The following is a 16,714-nucleotide window of genomic DNA, read 5'->3' as shown; positions in this document are numbered from 1 at the left end:
GCCGGACCGCGGAATGCCGGCACGCACCGGCTGTGCACGGCCCAGGAAAGTCACGGTCCGAGTCCGCGGACCGAGATGCCCAGGGTCGCCGATCGGACAACGGCGTTCGCTCATGCCCCGCCTTCATACCGCCGCACCTCACTGCGGCGGTTCAGCGCCATCGAGGTAAAGCCTGATGTCACTCGACTCCATCACCAAGTCCGTCGACGAAGCCGTCAGCGGATTCTTCGAGCCCATAGCCAAGTGGCTCGGTGAAGTCGTCTTCTACTCCGTGCCCGTGGGAGGCGCCGAACTCCCGCTGATCGTCGCCTGGCTCGTCGTGGCCGGCCTCGTCTTCTCCGGCTGGTTCGGTCTCGTCCAGATACGCAAGTTCCGGCTCGCGGTGAACGTGGTGCGCGGCAAGTACGACGAGAAGGGGTCGGCCGGTGAGGTCAACCACTTCCAGGCCCTGACCGCCGCCGTTTCCGGAACGGTGGGCCTCGGGAACATCGCGGGTGTCGCCGTCGCCGTATCGATCGGCGGTCCCGGTGCCACGTTCTGGATGATCCTCTGCGGCCTGCTCGGCATGGCCACCAAGTTCGTCGAGGTCACCCTCGGTGTGAAGTACCGCGAGGTCCACGCCGACGGGACCGTCTCGGGCGGCCCGATGCACTACCTGCCCAAGGGTCTGGCCGAACGCTTCGGCGCCAAGGGCAAGACCCTCGGCAAGGTCCTGGGCGTGCTCGCGTCCATCATGATCCTCTTCTTCGGGCTCTTCGGCGGCAACCTGTTCCAGGTCAACCAGTCCTACGCCCAGCTGGTGGCCGTCGCCGGCGGCGAGGACGGCATGGTCGGCTCCTCCACCGGCGCGCTCTTCTTCGGCATCCTGATCGCCGCTCTCGTCGGCATCGTCCTCCTCGGCGGCATCCGCTCCATCGCGTCGGTCACCAGCAGGCTCGTCCCCGCCATGGCCGGCATCTACATCGCGGCCTGTCTCGTCGTCATCCTGGTGAACGTCTCCGCCGTCCCGGCCGCCGTCTCCAGCATCGTCGAGGGTGCCTTCAACCCCGAGGGTGTCGCCGGTGGTGTCCTCGGCGCGCTGATCATCGGCTTCAAGCGGGCCGCGTTCTCCAACGAGGCCGGTCTCGGCTCCGCGCCGATCGCGCACTCCGCGGTCAAGACCAAGCACCCCGCCAGTGAGGGCCTGGTCGCGCTGCTGGAGCCGTTCATCGACACCGTGGTCATCTGCACCATGACCGCGCTGACCATCGTGATCGCCAATCCGGCCAGCTGGGCCGCGGCACGTGAGGACGAGTCGATCGGTGGTGTCACCATCACCTCCGACGCCTTCGGCACCGTCCTGCCCTGGTTCCCGTACATCCTCACCGTCGCGGTGCTGCTGTTCGCCATCTCGACCGTGCTCACCTGGGGCTACTACGGCCTGAAGGCGTGGACGCATCTCTTCGGCCGCAGCAAGGCGAGTGAGCTCACCTACAAGGTCCTCTACACCGTCTTCGCGGTCGCCGGCTCGCTGCTCACGCTGCAGACGCTGATCGACATGGCCGACGCGGTGCTGTTCATGCTGGCCGTCATCAACATCATCGGCCTCTACCTGCTGGCCCCGGTCGTCAAGCGTGAGCTGAACAACTTCCTCGACTACGTCCGCCGCCGCGACGCCGGCGACCGCAGGGACGATGACCAGGAGTCGGTGAAGACCACCGTCTGACCGCCCTGCGGCCCGGCTCCTTCGATCGGGCCCGTCGCCCACCTCGCGCCCTTGGTGGGAGACGGGCCCGATCAGTCATTCCTTCCCCGTTCAAGCAGGTGGGAGGCCCCCTGGTGAGACCGGCAGCACCCGGTTAGGGTGTAAAGAACGCGTCAAGACAGCTGCTGGTCAGCCGGGCGCGGGGTGTGCCGGGAAGTCTGGTCGGCGTCCAGGGGCAGTGTGCCCTCTTCCGCCGAAGCCCCGGAGGTACAACGATCATGGCCGCCCCTCGCGAGCGCGCACCGTTCCTCGGCATTCTGCCCTGGCCCGAACGACAGGCCATCGCCTCCGCGCTGCGCACCGAGACCGTCGGCGGTCTGGTCCTCCTCGGCGCCGCCCTGCTGGCACTGATCTGGGCGAACAGCCCGCTCGGTGACCTCTATGAGCAGATACGCGACTTCCACTTCGGGATACCCGCCCTCGGCCTCGACCTGTCCGTCGGCCACTGGACCGCCGACGGTCTCCTCGCCGTCTTCTTCCTCGTCGCCGGCATCGAGCTCAAGCGCGAACTCGTCGTCGGAGAGCTCCGCACACCCGCCACGGCGGCCCTTCCGGTCATCGCGGCCCTCTGCGGCATGGCCGTGCCCGCAGCCCTGTACGCGCTGACGGCCGGGCTCGGAGGCGGCAGCCTCGACGGCTGGGCCGTGCCGATGGCCACCGACATCGCCTTCGCCCTCGCCGTACTCGCGGTGATCAGCACCCATCTGCCCGCCGCCCTGCGCGCCTTCCTCCTCACCCTCGCGGTCGTCGACGACCTCGGCGCCATCCTCATCATCGCGATCTTCTTCACCAGCGATCTGAACCTGTGGGCGCTGGGTGCCGCGGTGGCCGGGCTCGGCGTCTTCTACCTCCTCCAGCGCCTGCGGATACGCGGCTGGTGGTGGTACGTGCCGCTCGGCGTCGCCATCTGGGCTGCCATGTACAACGGCGGCGTCCACGCCACCGTCGCCGGTGTCGCGATGGGACTGATCCTGCGCACCACCCGCGACAAGGAGGAGAGTATTTCCCCGGCCGGCCGGGTCTCCCACCTGCTCCATCCGTTCTCGGCGGGGGTGGCGGTGCCCCTCTTCGCCCTCTTCGCCGCGGGCGTCAGCATCTCCGGCCCCGCGCTGGCCAAGGTGTTCACCAGTCCCGAGCCGCTCGGCGTCGTCGTCGGACTTGTGGTCGGCAAGGTGGTCGGTATCTTCGCCGGCACCTACCTGGCCGCCCGCTTCACCAGGGCCCGGCTCAACCCCGATCTCGCCTGGGCCGATGTCCTCGGCCTCTCGGTCCTCGCGGGGATAGGTTTCACGGTGGCGCTGCTCATCGGCGAACTCGCCTTCCCCGGCCAGGAGACCGGCGAGCACGTCAAGGCGGCTGTCCTCGTCGCCTCACTCACCGCGGCCGCGGTGGCGGCCGTCCTCCTGCGACGCCGCAACAAGCTCTACCGGCGTCTGTGCGAACAGGAATCGGTGGACGCCGACGGGGACGGTATCCCCGACATCTACCAGAAGGACGACCGGACCGAGGAGGCGGCAGCTTCCCACCGGACCTGAGCACCGGGAGCAGACGTGGGAGCGACCCTCTTGGCCGTGGCGATCGTCGTCGCGGCCCTGGTCGTGCGAACCGCTCTCGCCGAACGCAAAGAGCCCGGCAGCGGCCGGCGGCAGTGGATGTTCCCCGCCGACCCCCACGCGGTCTCGGCCGGAGCCATCACCGCCGTGGCCCTGGGAGCGCCGGCATGGCTGCACGCCGGCGGCGAAGGAATCGTCTGGGCGGGACTGGCCGGACTCCTCGTCGCGTTCACGGTGGCCCAGAGCCGCTGACGGAGGTAACGCGCCGACGTGACGGAACGCCGGAGTTTCCCGGACGACGGTGAACTCGCCGGGGTCCTTCTTTCCCAGGGCGATGGGTTCGTTCGAGTCCTTGACGGTCTTGCTCGGCACGGTGATCCGGTCGAGGCCGCTGGAGCTTGGCACTTGCTTCGACGAGTGTGAACATAGGCATATGTCGAAGTCTCAGAATGCGGAGCTGACCCTCCTGGACGCCGAGGACGCCGTGCCGTGCTGCCCGCCGCTCACCGCAGGGGAGTTGTCCCAGGCCGACGCGGAGAAGATGGCGGCCATGTTCAAGGCACTCTCCGACCCGGTGCGGCTGCGCTTGTTCTCGCGCATCGCTTCCTACGCGGGCGGAGAAGCGTGCGTCTGCGACATCTCGGACGTGGGCGTCTCGCAGCCGACCGTTTCGCATCACCTGAAGAAGCTGCGCGAGGCAGGGCTCCTCACGTCCGAACGTCGCGGGACGTGGGTCTACTACCGGGTGGCCCCGTCCGTGGTCGCGGGTATGGCGGCCATGCTGGACCTGCGCACCTGAGCGTCCGGGCCTCTGCCGTCAGCCCGGATCGCCACCCCCGGCCCGCCTTCGCTCGCCTTCACCCAGCTAGTCGCGTCACGCCGAAGGCGTACCGGCGTCCGGCTTGCCGCGCATGAAGACGACCGCCACCAGGGCAAGTCCCGCTGCCGCGCCGACGAGCTGCGCGGCGACGAACGCCGGAACGGAAGCCGGGGCGATGCCCGCGAAGGTGTCGGTGAACGCCCGGCCGATCGTCACGGCCGGATTCGCGAAGGACGTGGAGGAGGTGAACCAGTAAGCCGCGCCGATGTAGGAGGCGACGGCAACCGGGGCGAAGCGGAGCCGGTCGGTGCGGGCCAGGCCGAAGATCAGCAGGATCAGACCGGCGGTGGCGACGACTTCGCCGAGGAGCAGATTCCCGGCCGAGCGGTCGTGTGTGGACCACTTCACCAGCGGCTCACCGAACATGGCGTCCGCCAGGACGGCGCCCACGACCGCGCCCACGATCTGCGACGGCACGTACACCGCCACCTCGCGGGCGTTGACGCCGGCTCCGCCGCGACGGGCCGTCCACCACTCCGCGAGTGTCACCGCCGGGTTGAAGTGCGCGCCCGAGACGGGACCGAGCAGCGCGATCAGCACGCCGAGTCCGAACACGGTGGCCGTGGAATTGGCGAGCAGCTGAAGTCCCACGTCCTCCGTCAGGTTGGTGGCCTGAATGCCGGAGCCGACGACTATCGCGACGAGGGCTGCGGTGCCCACGAGTTCCGCGGCAGCACGGGAAATCATCGGAGTGCGCGGCGGTGTGGCGCCGGGTGCGGGCTGAGGCACGTCGATGGCCGGCACGGACTCCGCAGTGCGGGCGGTGCCGATGGGCTCGGTGGCGGTCAAGGCAGGTACTCCCGGGGCAGGTGAGGCTGGGCGCGGAAGGCTAGGGGCAGGACCGCTTGAGGTTCGCGTCGGAAGTGGCACGCGCGGTCCGGGCGAGGTCGGCGAACTGACCGGCGAGCGCGTCGATGACGTCCGGGCGCAGGCGGTAGTAGGTGAACCGTCCGCAGGGTTCCGTCTCCACGACCCCGGCCTCGCGGAGCACCTTCAGGTGGTTGGAGAGGTTCGTCTGCCTGGCCCCCGTCTCCTCGACGAGATGGGTGGTGCAGAGCGTTTCCCGGGCGAGAAGGGTCACGATCCGAAGCCGGAGAGGGTCGGCCAGAACCCGGATCAGATCAGTGTCGACTGACATCATCATGGACTGATACTTTCACATCAGCTGGGGCTGACACCAGTCCGGGCCGACCGTACCGGCTCCTGGAACGCCATGCCTACGTCCGCATCGTCCTTCCTGCCGGACGAACGCCTGACCGCTGGGGCCTGAGCCACCACATCCCCACCGCAGTTTGTCTCAACCCCTGGGAAGAACTCATGTCCTTCGCTCCTGCCGCCTCAGTCCTCTTCGTCTGTGTCCACAACGCGGGCCGCTCCCAGATGGCGGCAGGGTTCCTGCGCCACCTCGCCGGCGACCGGGTCGAGGTCCGCTCCGCCGGCTCCCTGCCCGGTGACCAGGTCAACCCGGCTGCCGTGGCCGCCATGGCCGAGCTGGGCATCGACATCTCCGACCAGAAGCCGAAGGTGCTGACCACCGAGGCCGTCCAGGCGTCCGACTACGTCATCACCATGGGCTGCGGCGACGCCTGCCCGTACTTCCCCGGCAAGAAGTACCTGGACTGGGTCCTGGAGGACCCGGCCGGCCAGGGTGTCGACGCCGTCCGTCCCATCCGGGACGAGATCAGGGGACTCATCGACGGCCTCGTCGCAGAGATCGACGCGAAGCAGGACGCCGGACCTCCGTGACCGACGCGGCGGTCGCCGTCGGCTTCGCCGTGCGCAACGTCATCGCCATGGACCCCGGCCCCCCACCACTGCCCGGTTCGGACCTGTGACCTGTGACCTGTGACCTGTGACCACCAGGATGCGCGCTGTCGGGGGACCGGTCGCTGCGGTCTGCTCGACCGGCCGTCTGTGGACTCGAGCCCGGTGGCGGTCGACTGCCGCCGTGACCGGTTGCCGCCCTTCTCTGCCGCACACGGCGTGGCACGTGGGCTCGCCCGTGCTGTTGTCACCGCCGGAGAGTGACGTTAGCGTGTAACAAAAGTTACTCGATAACCTCTGGAGCTCCGGTGCAGGAAGAAACCACCGTCCTGGTGGCCGGGGCCGGGCCGACCGGTCTCGCCACGGCCTGCGCGCTGCGCGCGGCAGGGCTTGCAGTCAGAGTCATCGACGGGGCACCGGGCCCGTCCCCGACCTCTCGTGCGCTGGGGCTGCAGCCGCGTGGAATCGAGGTGCTCGACCGGCTCGGAGCACTCGACGATCTCCCCGTGCGGGGCGTGGCCATCGGCCAGGTGGTGACGTACGTCGACGGGAAGCCGGTCGCCCGGCTCCAGGTGGGCCGGAGGACCAAGCTCGTGACCAGGCCAGGGCTGATCATTTCCCAGGCCGAGGTGGAAGCTCGGCTCCGCCGACGCTTCGTCGAGCTCGGCACGGAGGTGGAATGGCGGCGCGAACTCACCTCTGTCCGGCAGGACGCGGATGGCGTGAACGTCGGCTTCGCCGACGGCCGGTCGGAGCGCGCCCGCTGGCTGCTGGGCTGCGATGGCGCACACAGCCGCGTACGGAAAGCCGCCGGGATCGGATTCCCCGGCGTGCCCGTCATCGAGCGCTTCCTCCTCGCGGATGTGCGGGCGCGGCTGCCTTTGCCCCGCGACACGGTCTGCGTATGGCTGCGCGGCGACAGGATGGTGGGTGTCTTTCCGCTGCCCGGAGACGATGTGTGGCGGCTCATGGCGCCCGCGCCCGCGGATTCCCAGGATGATGTCCACCCGGCAGAGGTGCAGGACGTCCTGATGGAGGCGCTGAGGGCGCATTCCGGCATCGCGGGCGTCGCGGTGGCCGAAAGCCTGTGGACCTCAACATTCCGGATCCATCGCCGCCTTGCCTCGACCTACCGTCAAGGCCATGTCCTACTGGCCGGTGACGCGGCGCACATCCACAGTCCGTTCGGCGGCCAGGGCCTGAACACGGGGCTCGGCGACGCAGAGAACCTCGCGTGGAAGTTGGCGCTGGTGGCCGAGGGCCGAGCAGCGCAGTCGCTCCTGGACACCTACGAGGCGGAGCGCCGCCCCATCGCCGAGGAGGTGCTTGCCTCCACCAGCGCCATGACCCGCCTGGTCGTGGGTGACACCCGTATCGCACGCGTTCTGCGCAACCACCTGTTCGTTCCACTGATGAACCGGCCCTCGGTGCAACGGGCGCTGTGGGAGAAGTCGTCACAGTTGAAAGTGACCTACCGCCGAGGACCGCTCGCAGGCCGGGCTCTCCCCGGCCGGGGCCTGAGGGTGGGCGATCGCGTTCCTGACCTGGACTGCGTGCGCGAGGACGGACTCCGGACACGCCTCCACAGCGAACTGGGCCCGGCCTGGGCGCTCCTCGTCATGGCCCCCGACGCCGCCGGCCACATGACGGTGGTGGGCCGCCGCCTCGGAGAGGGCGCCGCCGTTTCGCTGACCGCGTCTCGCCTCCCCGCTCCGGCCATGCTTGTCCGACCCGACGGCCACCTCGCGTGGAGAGGGAGCTCCCCTGCGGACCTCGACCTGACCCTGACCCGCATACTCGAACGCGGCGGTGCCCGCTGACCTTCTCCGATCGAAGGAAGACGTCCATGACCACGTCCCCGACCGCGCCGACGAGCCTGCGTGAGCGCAAGAAGGCACAGACGAGGCGGACGATCCAGGAGGTGGCGCTGCGGCTCTTCCTGGAGAACGGGTACGACGGAACGACCGTGGAGCAGATCGCCGCAGAGGCCGGCGTGTCGCACATGACCTTCTTCCGGCACTTCCCCACCAAGGAAGCCGTGGTCGAATCCGACGACTACGACCCGATGATCGTCGATCTCATCGGCTCCCGCCCGCCACACGAGGACTGCCTGACCGCTCTCCACCACGCTCTCGGCGAGGGCTTGCGCGCCGTCTACGCCGCGGACGGGGAAGCCCTGCTCACCCGCACCCGGCTCGTTCTCACCACTCCGGCCCTGCGGGCGCGGGCCTGGGAGAACCAGTACGCCACCCAGCAACTGTTCGCCGACGCCCTCGGCGGCCGGCGACGCGGCCAGAGCGACCTGGCCGTCCGGGTCCTCGCGGGCGCCGCCCTCGCGGCCCTGACGACGGCACTGACCCTGTGGGTCGAGAGCGAGGGGGCCAGAGAACTGCCGGACCTCGTCGACCAGGCTTTCCTCGCTCTGCGCGACCCCGACGGCAACTGACCCGACCGCACAGCAGAACCTCTGTTCCGGACAGAGATCGCGTCAACGACCCCTGGAATCAGGGGCTCGCAGCCCCTCACGCCACCGAAGGATGCGATAACGGGCGCGCTGAGAATGCCCAGCTCCGCTCACGGTCCGAGAGATGGCATCTCCCGCATGGCGTGGCGGTTGCTTGGATCCCGCTGCGTTTCCTGAAGTCGCCCGGTGCGGTGGTATGCCGGAGACTCCTGTATGAGGGCCTGCTCCTGGAAGACGCGGAGGGGGTGACCGGCGTGCTGGAAGTGCCGCTCTGGTTGTGGGCGACGTTTGCCACGACGGTGGTGGTGTCGCTGGCGATCGACCTGCTCGCCCACCGTGCCGCACACGTCATCGGCTTCAAGGAAGCTGCCGCCTGGAGCGCCCTGTGGGTAGGGCTTGCTCTGGTGTTCGGAGCGGTTGTCTTCCTTGTCCTCGGCACGACGGCCGGCACCGAGTACACCACCGCGTGGCTGCTGGAGAAGAGCCTGTCCGTGGACAATCTCTTCGTCTTCGCGGTGATCTTCGCCTACTTCAAAGTGCCCCGCGCCTACCAGCACCGCGTCCTGTTCTTCGGCGTGATGGGCGCCCTCGTCTTCCGCGGGATCTTTCTCACGCTCGGTGTCGCGGTGGTCAGCCGCTTCACCGCCGTGCTCTTCGCGTTCGCGGCGGTGCTTTTCTACAGCTCCTACAAGCTGATCAAGGGCGACGAGGAAGGCTTCGACCCCGGCAAGAGCTTCGCCCTGCGGATGCTCCGCAAAGTCGTTCCTGTGCGTGACGAGTACGCGGGCATGAAGTTCTTCGTCAAAGAGGCCGGCAAACGGGTGGCCACTCCGCTGCTCGCGGTGGTCGCCGCGATCGAGGCGGCCGACCTGATCTTCGCTGTCGACAGCGTCCCCGCCGTACTCGCCGTCAGCGACGACCTCTTCATCGTCTACACCAGCAACGCCTTCGCCATCCTGGGCCTGCGCGCCCTGTTCTTCCTGCTCGCGGGCCTGCTCGACCGCTTCCACTACCTGAGCGTCGGGCTCGCGGTCATCCTCGGGTTCATCGGCGTCAAGCTGGTTCTCCAGGCAGCCCACAAGATGATCAGCCCGAGCGTTCCCGAAGTTCCCTCGCCGATCAGTCTCGCGGTCATCGTCGTCGTGCTGGCCGTATCCGTCGTACTCAGTCTGCGGCGACCCGTCCCACCCCAATCCGCTCCCGCCGCGCAGGAGGACTCGGCACCGCGCTCGGACGCCGATGCCGAGAGCCCAGGCCCGGTCGGCTCTTCGCCCCCTGAGCGTGAACAGGGCGGCTCGGAGAGGCTGGACGATGACTGACCGCGCATCCGTCGCGTTCATAGGCCGGGTAATCTATTATTAAAGAATGAGCAAAACCCAGCATGAAACTGGCCCTCAGGGGATGCTGGTGTGCCCGGTGTGCAAGCAGCCTCTGCAGATGGTCGTCAAACGACGGCACAAGACGCTGGGGGTCTACGTACCCGTGTGGGGTCCGGATCCCTGCCGTAAACCTGACTGCCGCGAGCAGTTGGCGGGGCGGGAGGAGCCCGGCAATCGCTCCCGTGGGCGCTGAGATCACCTCCGGGCCGCGGTGACGGATGGCGTCGCCGAGAGCCCGACAGAGGCGCCGTGGTCGAACTGCCTACGGCCCCTTTGTCGCTCGCTCTTGGCGCGCCGACGTACTGTGCACTCAGCTGTCCACACACTGCCCATTGAGGAACACCTCAGCGTCACGAACCCTGTCTCCGCGCCTGTTCTGCCCGGCACCACTGGAGGTAGCTTGGTGGAGAAGGCCCCAACAGGAGGGCGATTCGATGCCGTGGTTCGTTTGGCTGTTCACGGCCGCGGCGCTCGGCGTCGCGGAGTTTTTCACCCTGACACTGGTCTTCGGGTTGCTCGCGGGCGCTGCGCTGGTTGCCGCGGTGGTAGCTGGTGTGGGCATCGGCTTTCTCGGCCAGCTCGTTGCCTTCGGAGCAGCAACGGCAGCGGGTCTCCTCATCGTGCGCCCCGTCGCGCTACGGCACATGGCACAACAGCCCCTCTCACGCGAAGGCAGCGATGCGCTGATCGGCAAGCGGGCCGAGGTCATACAGGAGGTCACCGCGACTCGGGGCCTGATCAAACTCTCCGGCGAAGAGTGGTCTGCCCGAGCCCTCGACGAGAGTCTCGTGATCCCGGCGGGGGCGCTGGTGGATGTCATGGAGATCGAAGGCGCCACGGCCATCGTCTACCCCCGCGCGCTCCTGCCATGAACGACTGAACGGACAGCAACGGAGGCACTGTGGACCCGGTTGTCATCCCCATTCTCGTGGCGGCCATCGTTGTCGTGTTCTTCGTGGCCTCCGCTGTACGGATCGTCCCGCAGGCGCGTCGCTACAACATCGAGCGGTTCGGTCGATATCGCCGGACGCTGCAACCCGGGCTGAACCTGGTCCTTCCGGTCGCGGACCGCGTCAACACCAAACTCGACGTGCGTGAGCAGGTGTATTCGTCCGACCCCAGGCCGGTGATCACCGAGGACAACCTCGTGGTGAACATCGACACGGTGCTCTATTACCAGATCACGGACCCACGGGCGGCGGCCTACGAGGTCGCCGACTACCTGCAGGCGATCGATCAGCTCACCGTCACCACGCTGCGCAACGTCATCGGCAGCATGGACCTGGAGGAGACGCTCACCTCGCGAGAGGAGATCAACTCCCGGCTCCGCGCGGTCCTCGACGACGCCACCGGCAAGTGGGGCATACGCGTCAACCGTGTGGAGATCAAGGCCATCGATCCACCGCACACCATCAAGGAAGCGATGGAGAAGCAGATGCGGGCCGAGCGTGACAAGCGCGCGGCCATCCTGCACGCCGAGGGAGAGCGGCAAGCCAAGATCCTTACCGCGGAAGGCACGAAGCAGAAGGACATCCTGGAGGCACAGGGCACGCAACAAGCCATGATCTTGCGGGCGGACGGCGAGGCGAAGGCCGTGGAACTCGTCTTCCAGGCCGTGCATCGCAACAACGCCGACCCGAAGGTACTGGCCTACAAGTACCTCGAGACACTCCCGCACCTGGCGAGCAGCGACAACAACACGTTCTGGGTGATCCCTGGGGAGCTGACCGAGGCAGTCCGGACCGTCACCAGTGCGTTCGGTGATCAGTCGACGGCGGGTCCTCCTGCCAGACCTGTGCAATCCGAGGAGACAGCCACCGCCGACGCTGAGACGCCGCACGGAAGCCGGGTTCCGGAGCTCGATGCGGGCTCGACGGTTTCGCTCGACGCCGCCACAGCCGCTGACGAGGCCGAGAAGCAGGCCGCCGCCGCGGTGAGCGACGCCAAGGCGGAGGCCGAGGCTGCGATGTCGACCCAGGTCCCGCGCCGGGGGCAGGCGTCCGGCGACTGAGACCGTCAGTGTGTCAACGCCCCTGAGGACGAAAGCCCTACAGAACCGGTGGTGGCGGGGCCGACCGCCCGAGGTCTGAACGGCAACGCACAGCACCGACATGGTTGCCGGAGCGCCGCGTGCACAGCCCTTCAGGGTTGGACCGAGGCTTTCCGGTCCGAGCCGCCCGTTCCCGGCCGGCCGGCGAAGCACCGACAGCGGAGCACCGACACCGAAGACCCCGGACTCCTTGAGCCCGGGGCCCTCGTTCAGGTGGCGTGCCGCCCCTCACCCCTTCACGCAGATGACCTGCTTCAGCTTCGCCACGACCTTCACCAGATCCCTCTGCTGGTCGATCACCTTCTCGATCGGCTTGTACGCCCCCGGGATCTCGTCCACGACGCCCGAGTCCTTACGGCACTCCACGCCCCGCGTCTGCTCCTCCAGGTCCTTCGTCGAGAAGCGCTTCTTCGCCGCGTTGCGGCTCATCCGCCGACCCGCGCCGTGCGACGCCGAGTTGAACGACTTCTCGTTGCCCAGGCCCTTCACGATGTACGAGCCCGTGCCCATCGAGCCCGGGATGATGCCGAAGTCCCCGCTGCCCGCCCGGATCGCTCCCTTGCGGGTGACCAGCAGGTCCATGCCCTCGTACCGCTCCTCCGCCACGTAGTTGTGGTGGCAGGAGATGACCGGGTCGAAGGTGACCTTCGCCTTGCGGAACTCCTTGCGGACCACTTCCTGGAAGAGGCCCATCATGATCGCGCGGTTGTACTTCGCGTACTCCTGCGCCCAGAAGAGGTCGTTCCGGTACGCCCCCATCTGCGGCGTGTCCGCGATGAAGACCGCGAGGTCCCGGTCGATCAGGCCCTGGTTGTGCGGCAGCTTCTGGGCCTGGCCCATGTGGTACTCCGCGAGCTCCTTGCCGATGTTCCGCGAGCCCGAGTGCAGCATCAGCCACACCGCGCCCGACTCGTCCAGGCAGAACTCCACGAAGTGGTTTCCGCTGCCCAGGGTTCCCATCTGCTTCGTCGCGCGCTCACGCCGGAACTTGACGTCGTCCGCCACGAAATCGAACCGGGTCCAGAAGTCGTCCCAGCCGCCCGTCGGGAAGCCGAACACGCGGCCCGGGTCCACCGGGTCGTCGTGCATACCCCGGCCGACCGGAATCGCCTGCTCGATCTTCGAGCGCAGTCGTGAGAGGTCACCGGGCAGGTCGTTCGCCGTCAGAGACGTCTTCACCGCGGACATGCCGCAGCCGATGTCGACGCCGACCGCCGCCGGGCAGACCGCTCCGTGCATCGCGATGACGGAGCCCACCGTCGCGCCCTTGCCGTAGTGGACGTCCGGCATGACGGCGAGGCCCTTGATCCACGGCAGCGTGGCCACATTGCGCAGCTGCTGCATCGCGACGTCCTCGACCGAGGCGGGGTCCGTCCACATCCGGATGGGGACCTGCGCACCCGGCATCTCTACATACGACATGACTCCTCAATTCCCCCGAAATTGCATGAAACGCAAAAGCCTCGCCAATGCCCGCGAAAGACTCGCCGGACCGGCATGCACGGCAGTGCGTGCGATACACATTGTGTCCATCGGTCGCGTGCGCGCGACAACAGCTTTTCGTTCGAAGGGAGCCTGGGAACCGTGCAACGAAAGGCGTACGTGCCCAGCCTTGCGGCGCTGCTCGCGGTGCTGGTCGCAGGCTGCAGTGCCGGGGACGGCGGCGACGGCTCGGCCACGGACTCCAAGGCCGGCGAGGGCACGCAGTCCGTCGCGGAGCCCGGCAAGTACCGCACGCTGCTCGAACCGTGCGGCTCCGTCGAGCGCGGCACGCTCAAGGACCTGCTGCCCGGCACCGCCGAGCTCCCCGACGAGCAGCAGCAGCGCATCCTCCGCGGCACGGCGGCCGTGACCTATGACACCGACCGCCGTGTCGGCTGCAACTGGAAGGCCGACTCCCCCGATGCCTCGCACTCCCTGAGCCTCGACTTCGAGCGTGTGGTGTCGTACGACACCTCGGTGAGCGACGACGACCGGGCGCAGGAGGTGTTCGCGAAGAAGCAGGCCGGCGCCTCGTTGCCGGTCGCCGAGGACCCGCGCGACGAGAAGGGCCAGGCCTCGCCGCCGGCCGGCACCCCCTCCGGGACCGCGTCCCCGAGCGACAGTCCCTCGCCGGGCGCGAGCACCGGGACGAACGATCCGTCGGCCACCCCCGAGGGGCTGGAGCCCCGGGTCCTCGACAGCCTCGGCGACGCGGCCTTCCTGGACGACGTCCTGAACCCCGCGGGCGCCGGATCCACCGCCCAGCGGCGGACCGTGAGCGTGGTGTTCCGCACATCCAACGTGATCGTGACCATCGTGTACCGGGAGCAGCCGGCGCGTACGACCGAGGTCCCCGACAGCAAGGAACTGCAGGAAAAGGCGCAGAGTCTCGCCCGGAACCTGGTGGAGCAGTTCAGCGCCTGAGGCCCGTGCGGGACCGGTCGGGCGACGGCATACGTATCCCGGGACACACACGCGGCCGTGCCGTGTCCGCGTACCGTGGCCTCGCCGACCGGAGTGACCGTACGACTATCGAGTGAAGGAACCATGCACCGTTCAGCCTCGCGACTCACCCGCATTCTCGCCTGTGCAGCCGTCCCGGTGATGCTCGTCGTCGCCGGTTGCTCGTCGGACTCCGACGGCAAGAAGGAGTCGGGCGCCGACAAGCCGGCCGCCGCGAGTTCCCAGGACCCCACGGCCGCGCCGAAGCCGCAGAACATCGAGCCGGCGAAGTTCGCCAAGCTCCCCGACGCCTGCGACGCGGTCACCGCGAAGACGATCGAGACGCTGGTCCCGGAGACGAAGACGAAGAACGGCACGGCCGGCAAGACCTCGGACACCACCACGCGCGGCAGCTGCTCCTGGAACGGCCTGGAGGACAAGGGCGTCAAGGGCTCGCAGTACCGCTGGCTCGATGTCTCCTTCCTGCGCTACGAGTCGGAGTCGTCCCTGGGCGTCAGCGGCCAGAAGCGGGCCGAGGACAACTTCGCCAAGGAAGTCGCCAAGGCCCAGGCCGCGCAGGGCGCGAAGAACCTGCGGACCTCTCCCGCGGCCGGTGTCGGCGAGGACGCGAAGGCGATCGGTTACGAACTGAAGAAGACCGACGAGGACTTCACCTACGCCACCATCGTGACCCGCACGGACAACGTCGTGATCACGCTGACCTACAACGGCACGGGCTACGCGGGCGCCGAGCCGCCGGCCGCGGCCGACCTGATGGAGGGCGCCATCACGGCGGCCAAGGAGGCCGTGGCCTCCGTGACCGCGGCGAACAAGTAACGCTGCGAACATGTGACTTTCGGCAAGTAGGTTCAGGCCACGGCCTGTTGGCGGAGTCCGCCGCTCCCCGCGAGCGCGGACTCCGCCGGCATGTGCCAGGCTGTGCCCCCTCGGAGGGCACATGCGTCACTGACACGGGAGGGGATCGCGGGTGGCCGCGATGCAGCTGACACGCACGCACCGCATACTCATCGCGCTCGTGGTGAGTGGCGCGGTGATCATTGCCGCGATCGGTTTCGCGGGTTCGTACGCGGCCGTGCGCGAACTCGCCGAGCGCAAGGGCTTCGGCGACTTCGCCGTCGTCTTCCCCATCGGCATCGACGCGGGCATCTGTGTGCTGCTCGCGCTCGACCTTCTGCTGACCTGGCTGCGCATCCCCTTCCCGATGCTCCGCCAGACCGCATGGCTGCTCACCGTGGCCACGATCGCGTTCAACGGCGCGGCCTCCTGGCCGGACCCGCTGGGCGTGGGCATGCACGCGGTGATCCCGGTGCTGTTCGTCGTCTCCGTCGAGGCCGCCCGCCACGCGGTGGGCCGGATCGCGGACATCACGGCCGACAAGCACATGGAGGGCGTGCGCATCACGCGCTGGCTGCTCTCCCCGATCCCCACGTTCAAGCTGTGGCGCCGCATGAAGCTGTGGGAGCTGCGCAGTTACGAGCAGGTCATCAAGCTGGAGCAGGACCGGCTGATCTACCAGGCGCGGCTCCAGGCCCGCTACGGACGCTCCTGGCGGCGCAAGGCCCCGGTCGAGTCGATGATGCCGCTGCGCCTCGCCAAGTACGGTGTGCCGCTCGCCGAGACGGCCCCGGCCGGACTCGCCGCCGCCGGCATCGAACCGGCGCTCCTGCCCCCGTCGCCCCAGCCCGATCTCCAGCCGCAGGCGCAGCTGGAACCCCAGCCCGCTCGGCAGGCGCGTGGCACGGCGCAGCCGGAGCTGCCGCCCGCGCAGGAGTGGCCCGAGGAGCACGAGCAGTACCCGGAGCCCTCGCAGGAACAGTACGAGAACGAGCCGTACGAGCACGAGCAGTACGAGCAGTACGCCGAGCCCGGCCCGTACGGTCCCGCGCAGCAGCGCGGCCCGCAGCAGTACCCGCAGTACCAGGAGCAGGCCCCGGGCCAGTACCCGGAGCAGGCGCAGGCAGCCGGCCATGAGAGCCCGTGGTTCGCGGCTCCCCAGGTGCCGCAGGAGGCCTACCAGGAGGCGTACGACAACGGCTTCACGCCGCCGTCCGCCGAGGGCCTGGAGTCCAGTGCCGTACGGGTCCCGGCGGGCCCCAACCGCACCCGCCCGCTCGGTGGTGTCGTCCCCGGCCCGCGGTCCGAGAGCCAGCCGCAGGAGCAGGCGCGGCCGGACGGGGGGGCGGCCGAGCAGCCGGCCGACGCCGCGGACTTCCGCGAGGCGGCCTATCCGGTGTTCGAGTCGTATGTGAAGGAGCACAGCGACTGGCCGAGCACCGAGCAGCTCGACATACATCTCTCGGACGCCCACGGCATCCGGCACCCGCGCAGCGCGGCGCTGCTGCGCCAGCTGATGCCCGAGTTCAAGAAGCGCTTCCAGGCCGACCTCGAGGCCGAGCACATCGCCTGAGACGGGGGACCTTGTCCCGCCCCCGGCC

General features: G+C 68.6%; 16 protein-coding genes. 13 read left to right on the top strand and 3 right to left on the bottom strand.

Features of this window, described 5'->3' with window-relative positions:
* Nucleotides 1-175 precede the first annotated feature (175 nt).
* The 4 genes from ABTX78_RS05630 (at nucleotide 176) to ABTX78_RS05615 (ending at nucleotide 4,096) form a co-directional block, all read left to right on the top strand.
* The gene (locus tag ABTX78_RS05630; RefSeq protein ID WP_352205552.1) at nucleotides 176-1,705 is read left to right on the top strand and encodes an alanine/glycine:cation symporter family protein; all 1,530 of its coding nucleotides are present in this window, start codon (nucleotides 176-178) and stop codon (nucleotides 1,703-1,705) included.
* Nucleotides 1,706-1,962: 257 nt separating this feature from the next.
* Complete coding sequence (nhaA, locus tag ABTX78_RS05625) at nucleotides 1,963-3,279, top strand: Na+/H+ antiporter NhaA (protein ID WP_352205551.1); 1,317 nt, start codon at nucleotides 1,963-1,965, stop codon at nucleotides 3,277-3,279.
* Between the two features lie 15 nt (nucleotides 3,280-3,294).
* Entirely contained in the window at nucleotides 3,295-3,549 is a 255-nt protein-coding gene (locus ABTX78_RS05620) for a hypothetical protein (protein WP_352205550.1), read from the top strand.
* Between the two features lie 181 nt (nucleotides 3,550-3,730).
* Nucleotides 3,731-4,096, top strand: coding sequence for an ArsR/SmtB family transcription factor (locus ABTX78_RS05615; protein WP_352205549.1), 366 nt, complete (start codon nucleotides 3,731-3,733; stop codon nucleotides 4,094-4,096).
* A 75-nt stretch (nucleotides 4,097-4,171) separates the two neighbouring features.
* Here the strand turns inward: ABTX78_RS05615 and ABTX78_RS05610 are convergent, their stop codons facing one another.
* A complete protein-coding gene (locus ABTX78_RS05610) occupies nucleotides 4,172-4,966 on the bottom strand; it encodes an aquaporin (RefSeq protein ID WP_352205548.1) in 795 nt (264 codons plus the stop codon).
* A gap of 40 nt (nucleotides 4,967-5,006) precedes the next feature.
* Entirely contained in the window at nucleotides 5,007-5,321 is a 315-nt protein-coding gene (locus ABTX78_RS05605; protein WP_352205547.1) for an ArsR/SmtB family transcription factor, read from the bottom strand.
* Nucleotides 5,322-5,494: 173 nt separating this feature from the next.
* Here ABTX78_RS05605 and ABTX78_RS05600 point away from each other — a divergent pair, with 173 nt between their 5' ends.
* The 6 genes from ABTX78_RS05600 (at nucleotide 5,495) to ABTX78_RS05575 (ending at nucleotide 11,795) form a co-directional block, all read left to right on the top strand.
* Nucleotides 5,495-5,923: an arsenate reductase ArsC gene (locus ABTX78_RS05600; protein ID WP_352205546.1), complete on the top strand. Its 429-nt coding sequence runs from the start codon at nucleotides 5,495-5,497 to the stop codon at nucleotides 5,921-5,923.
* A gap of 326 nt (nucleotides 5,924-6,249) precedes the next feature.
* Nucleotides 6,250-7,761 carry an FAD-dependent monooxygenase gene (locus tag ABTX78_RS05595; RefSeq protein ID WP_352205545.1) on the top strand — a complete coding sequence of 504 codons (1,512 nt, stop codon included), beginning with the start codon at nucleotides 6,250-6,252 and terminating at the stop codon, nucleotides 7,759-7,761.
* A 26-nt stretch (nucleotides 7,762-7,787) separates the two neighbouring features.
* Nucleotides 7,788-8,387 carry a TetR/AcrR family transcriptional regulator gene (locus ABTX78_RS05590; protein ID WP_352205544.1) on the top strand — a complete coding sequence of 200 codons (600 nt, stop codon included), beginning with the start codon at nucleotides 7,788-7,790 and terminating at the stop codon, nucleotides 8,385-8,387.
* Between the two features lie 272 nt (nucleotides 8,388-8,659).
* The gene (locus tag ABTX78_RS05585) at nucleotides 8,660-9,724 is read left to right on the top strand and encodes a TerC family protein (RefSeq protein WP_352205543.1); all 1,065 of its coding nucleotides are present in this window, start codon (nucleotides 8,660-8,662) and stop codon (nucleotides 9,722-9,724) included.
* A 494-nt stretch (nucleotides 9,725-10,218) separates the two neighbouring features.
* The gene (locus ABTX78_RS05580; protein WP_352205542.1) at nucleotides 10,219-10,656 is read left to right on the top strand and encodes an NfeD family protein; all 438 of its coding nucleotides are present in this window, start codon (nucleotides 10,219-10,221) and stop codon (nucleotides 10,654-10,656) included.
* Nucleotides 10,657-10,685: 29 nt separating this feature from the next.
* Nucleotides 10,686-11,795: an SPFH domain-containing protein gene (locus ABTX78_RS05575; protein ID WP_352205541.1), complete on the top strand. Its 1,110-nt coding sequence runs from the start codon at nucleotides 10,686-10,688 to the stop codon at nucleotides 11,793-11,795.
* A gap of 267 nt (nucleotides 11,796-12,062) precedes the next feature.
* Here the strand turns inward: ABTX78_RS05575 and ABTX78_RS05570 are convergent, their stop codons facing one another.
* Nucleotides 12,063-13,256 (bottom strand): RtcB family protein, encoded by a 1,194-nt coding sequence (locus ABTX78_RS05570; protein WP_352205540.1) that lies wholly within the window; start codon nucleotides 13,254-13,256, stop codon nucleotides 12,063-12,065.
* 162 nt (nucleotides 13,257-13,418) lie between these two features.
* Here ABTX78_RS05570 and ABTX78_RS05565 point away from each other — a divergent pair, with 162 nt between their 5' ends.
* From ABTX78_RS05565 to ABTX78_RS05555, 3 genes are all read left to right on the top strand, one after another.
* Complete coding sequence (locus tag ABTX78_RS05565; protein ID WP_352205539.1) at nucleotides 13,419-14,240, top strand: DUF3558 domain-containing protein; 822 nt, start codon at nucleotides 13,419-13,421, stop codon at nucleotides 14,238-14,240.
* Nucleotides 14,241-14,363: 123 nt separating this feature from the next.
* Nucleotides 14,364-15,095, top strand: coding sequence for a DUF3558 family protein (locus ABTX78_RS05560; protein ID WP_352205538.1), 732 nt, complete (start codon nucleotides 14,364-14,366; stop codon nucleotides 15,093-15,095).
* A 151-nt stretch (nucleotides 15,096-15,246) separates the two neighbouring features.
* Nucleotides 15,247-16,686: a DUF2637 domain-containing protein gene (locus tag ABTX78_RS05555; RefSeq protein ID WP_352205537.1), complete on the top strand. Its 1,440-nt coding sequence runs from the start codon at nucleotides 15,247-15,249 to the stop codon at nucleotides 16,684-16,686.
* Nucleotides 16,687-16,714 lie beyond the last annotated feature (28 nt).

It is taken from the genome of Streptomyces sp. NPDC096193, from assembly GCF_040302905.1.
Lineage (GTDB): Bacteria > Actinomycetota > Actinomycetes > Streptomycetales > Streptomycetaceae > Streptomyces.
This window is presented reverse-complemented; position numbering and strand designations above follow the sequence as displayed.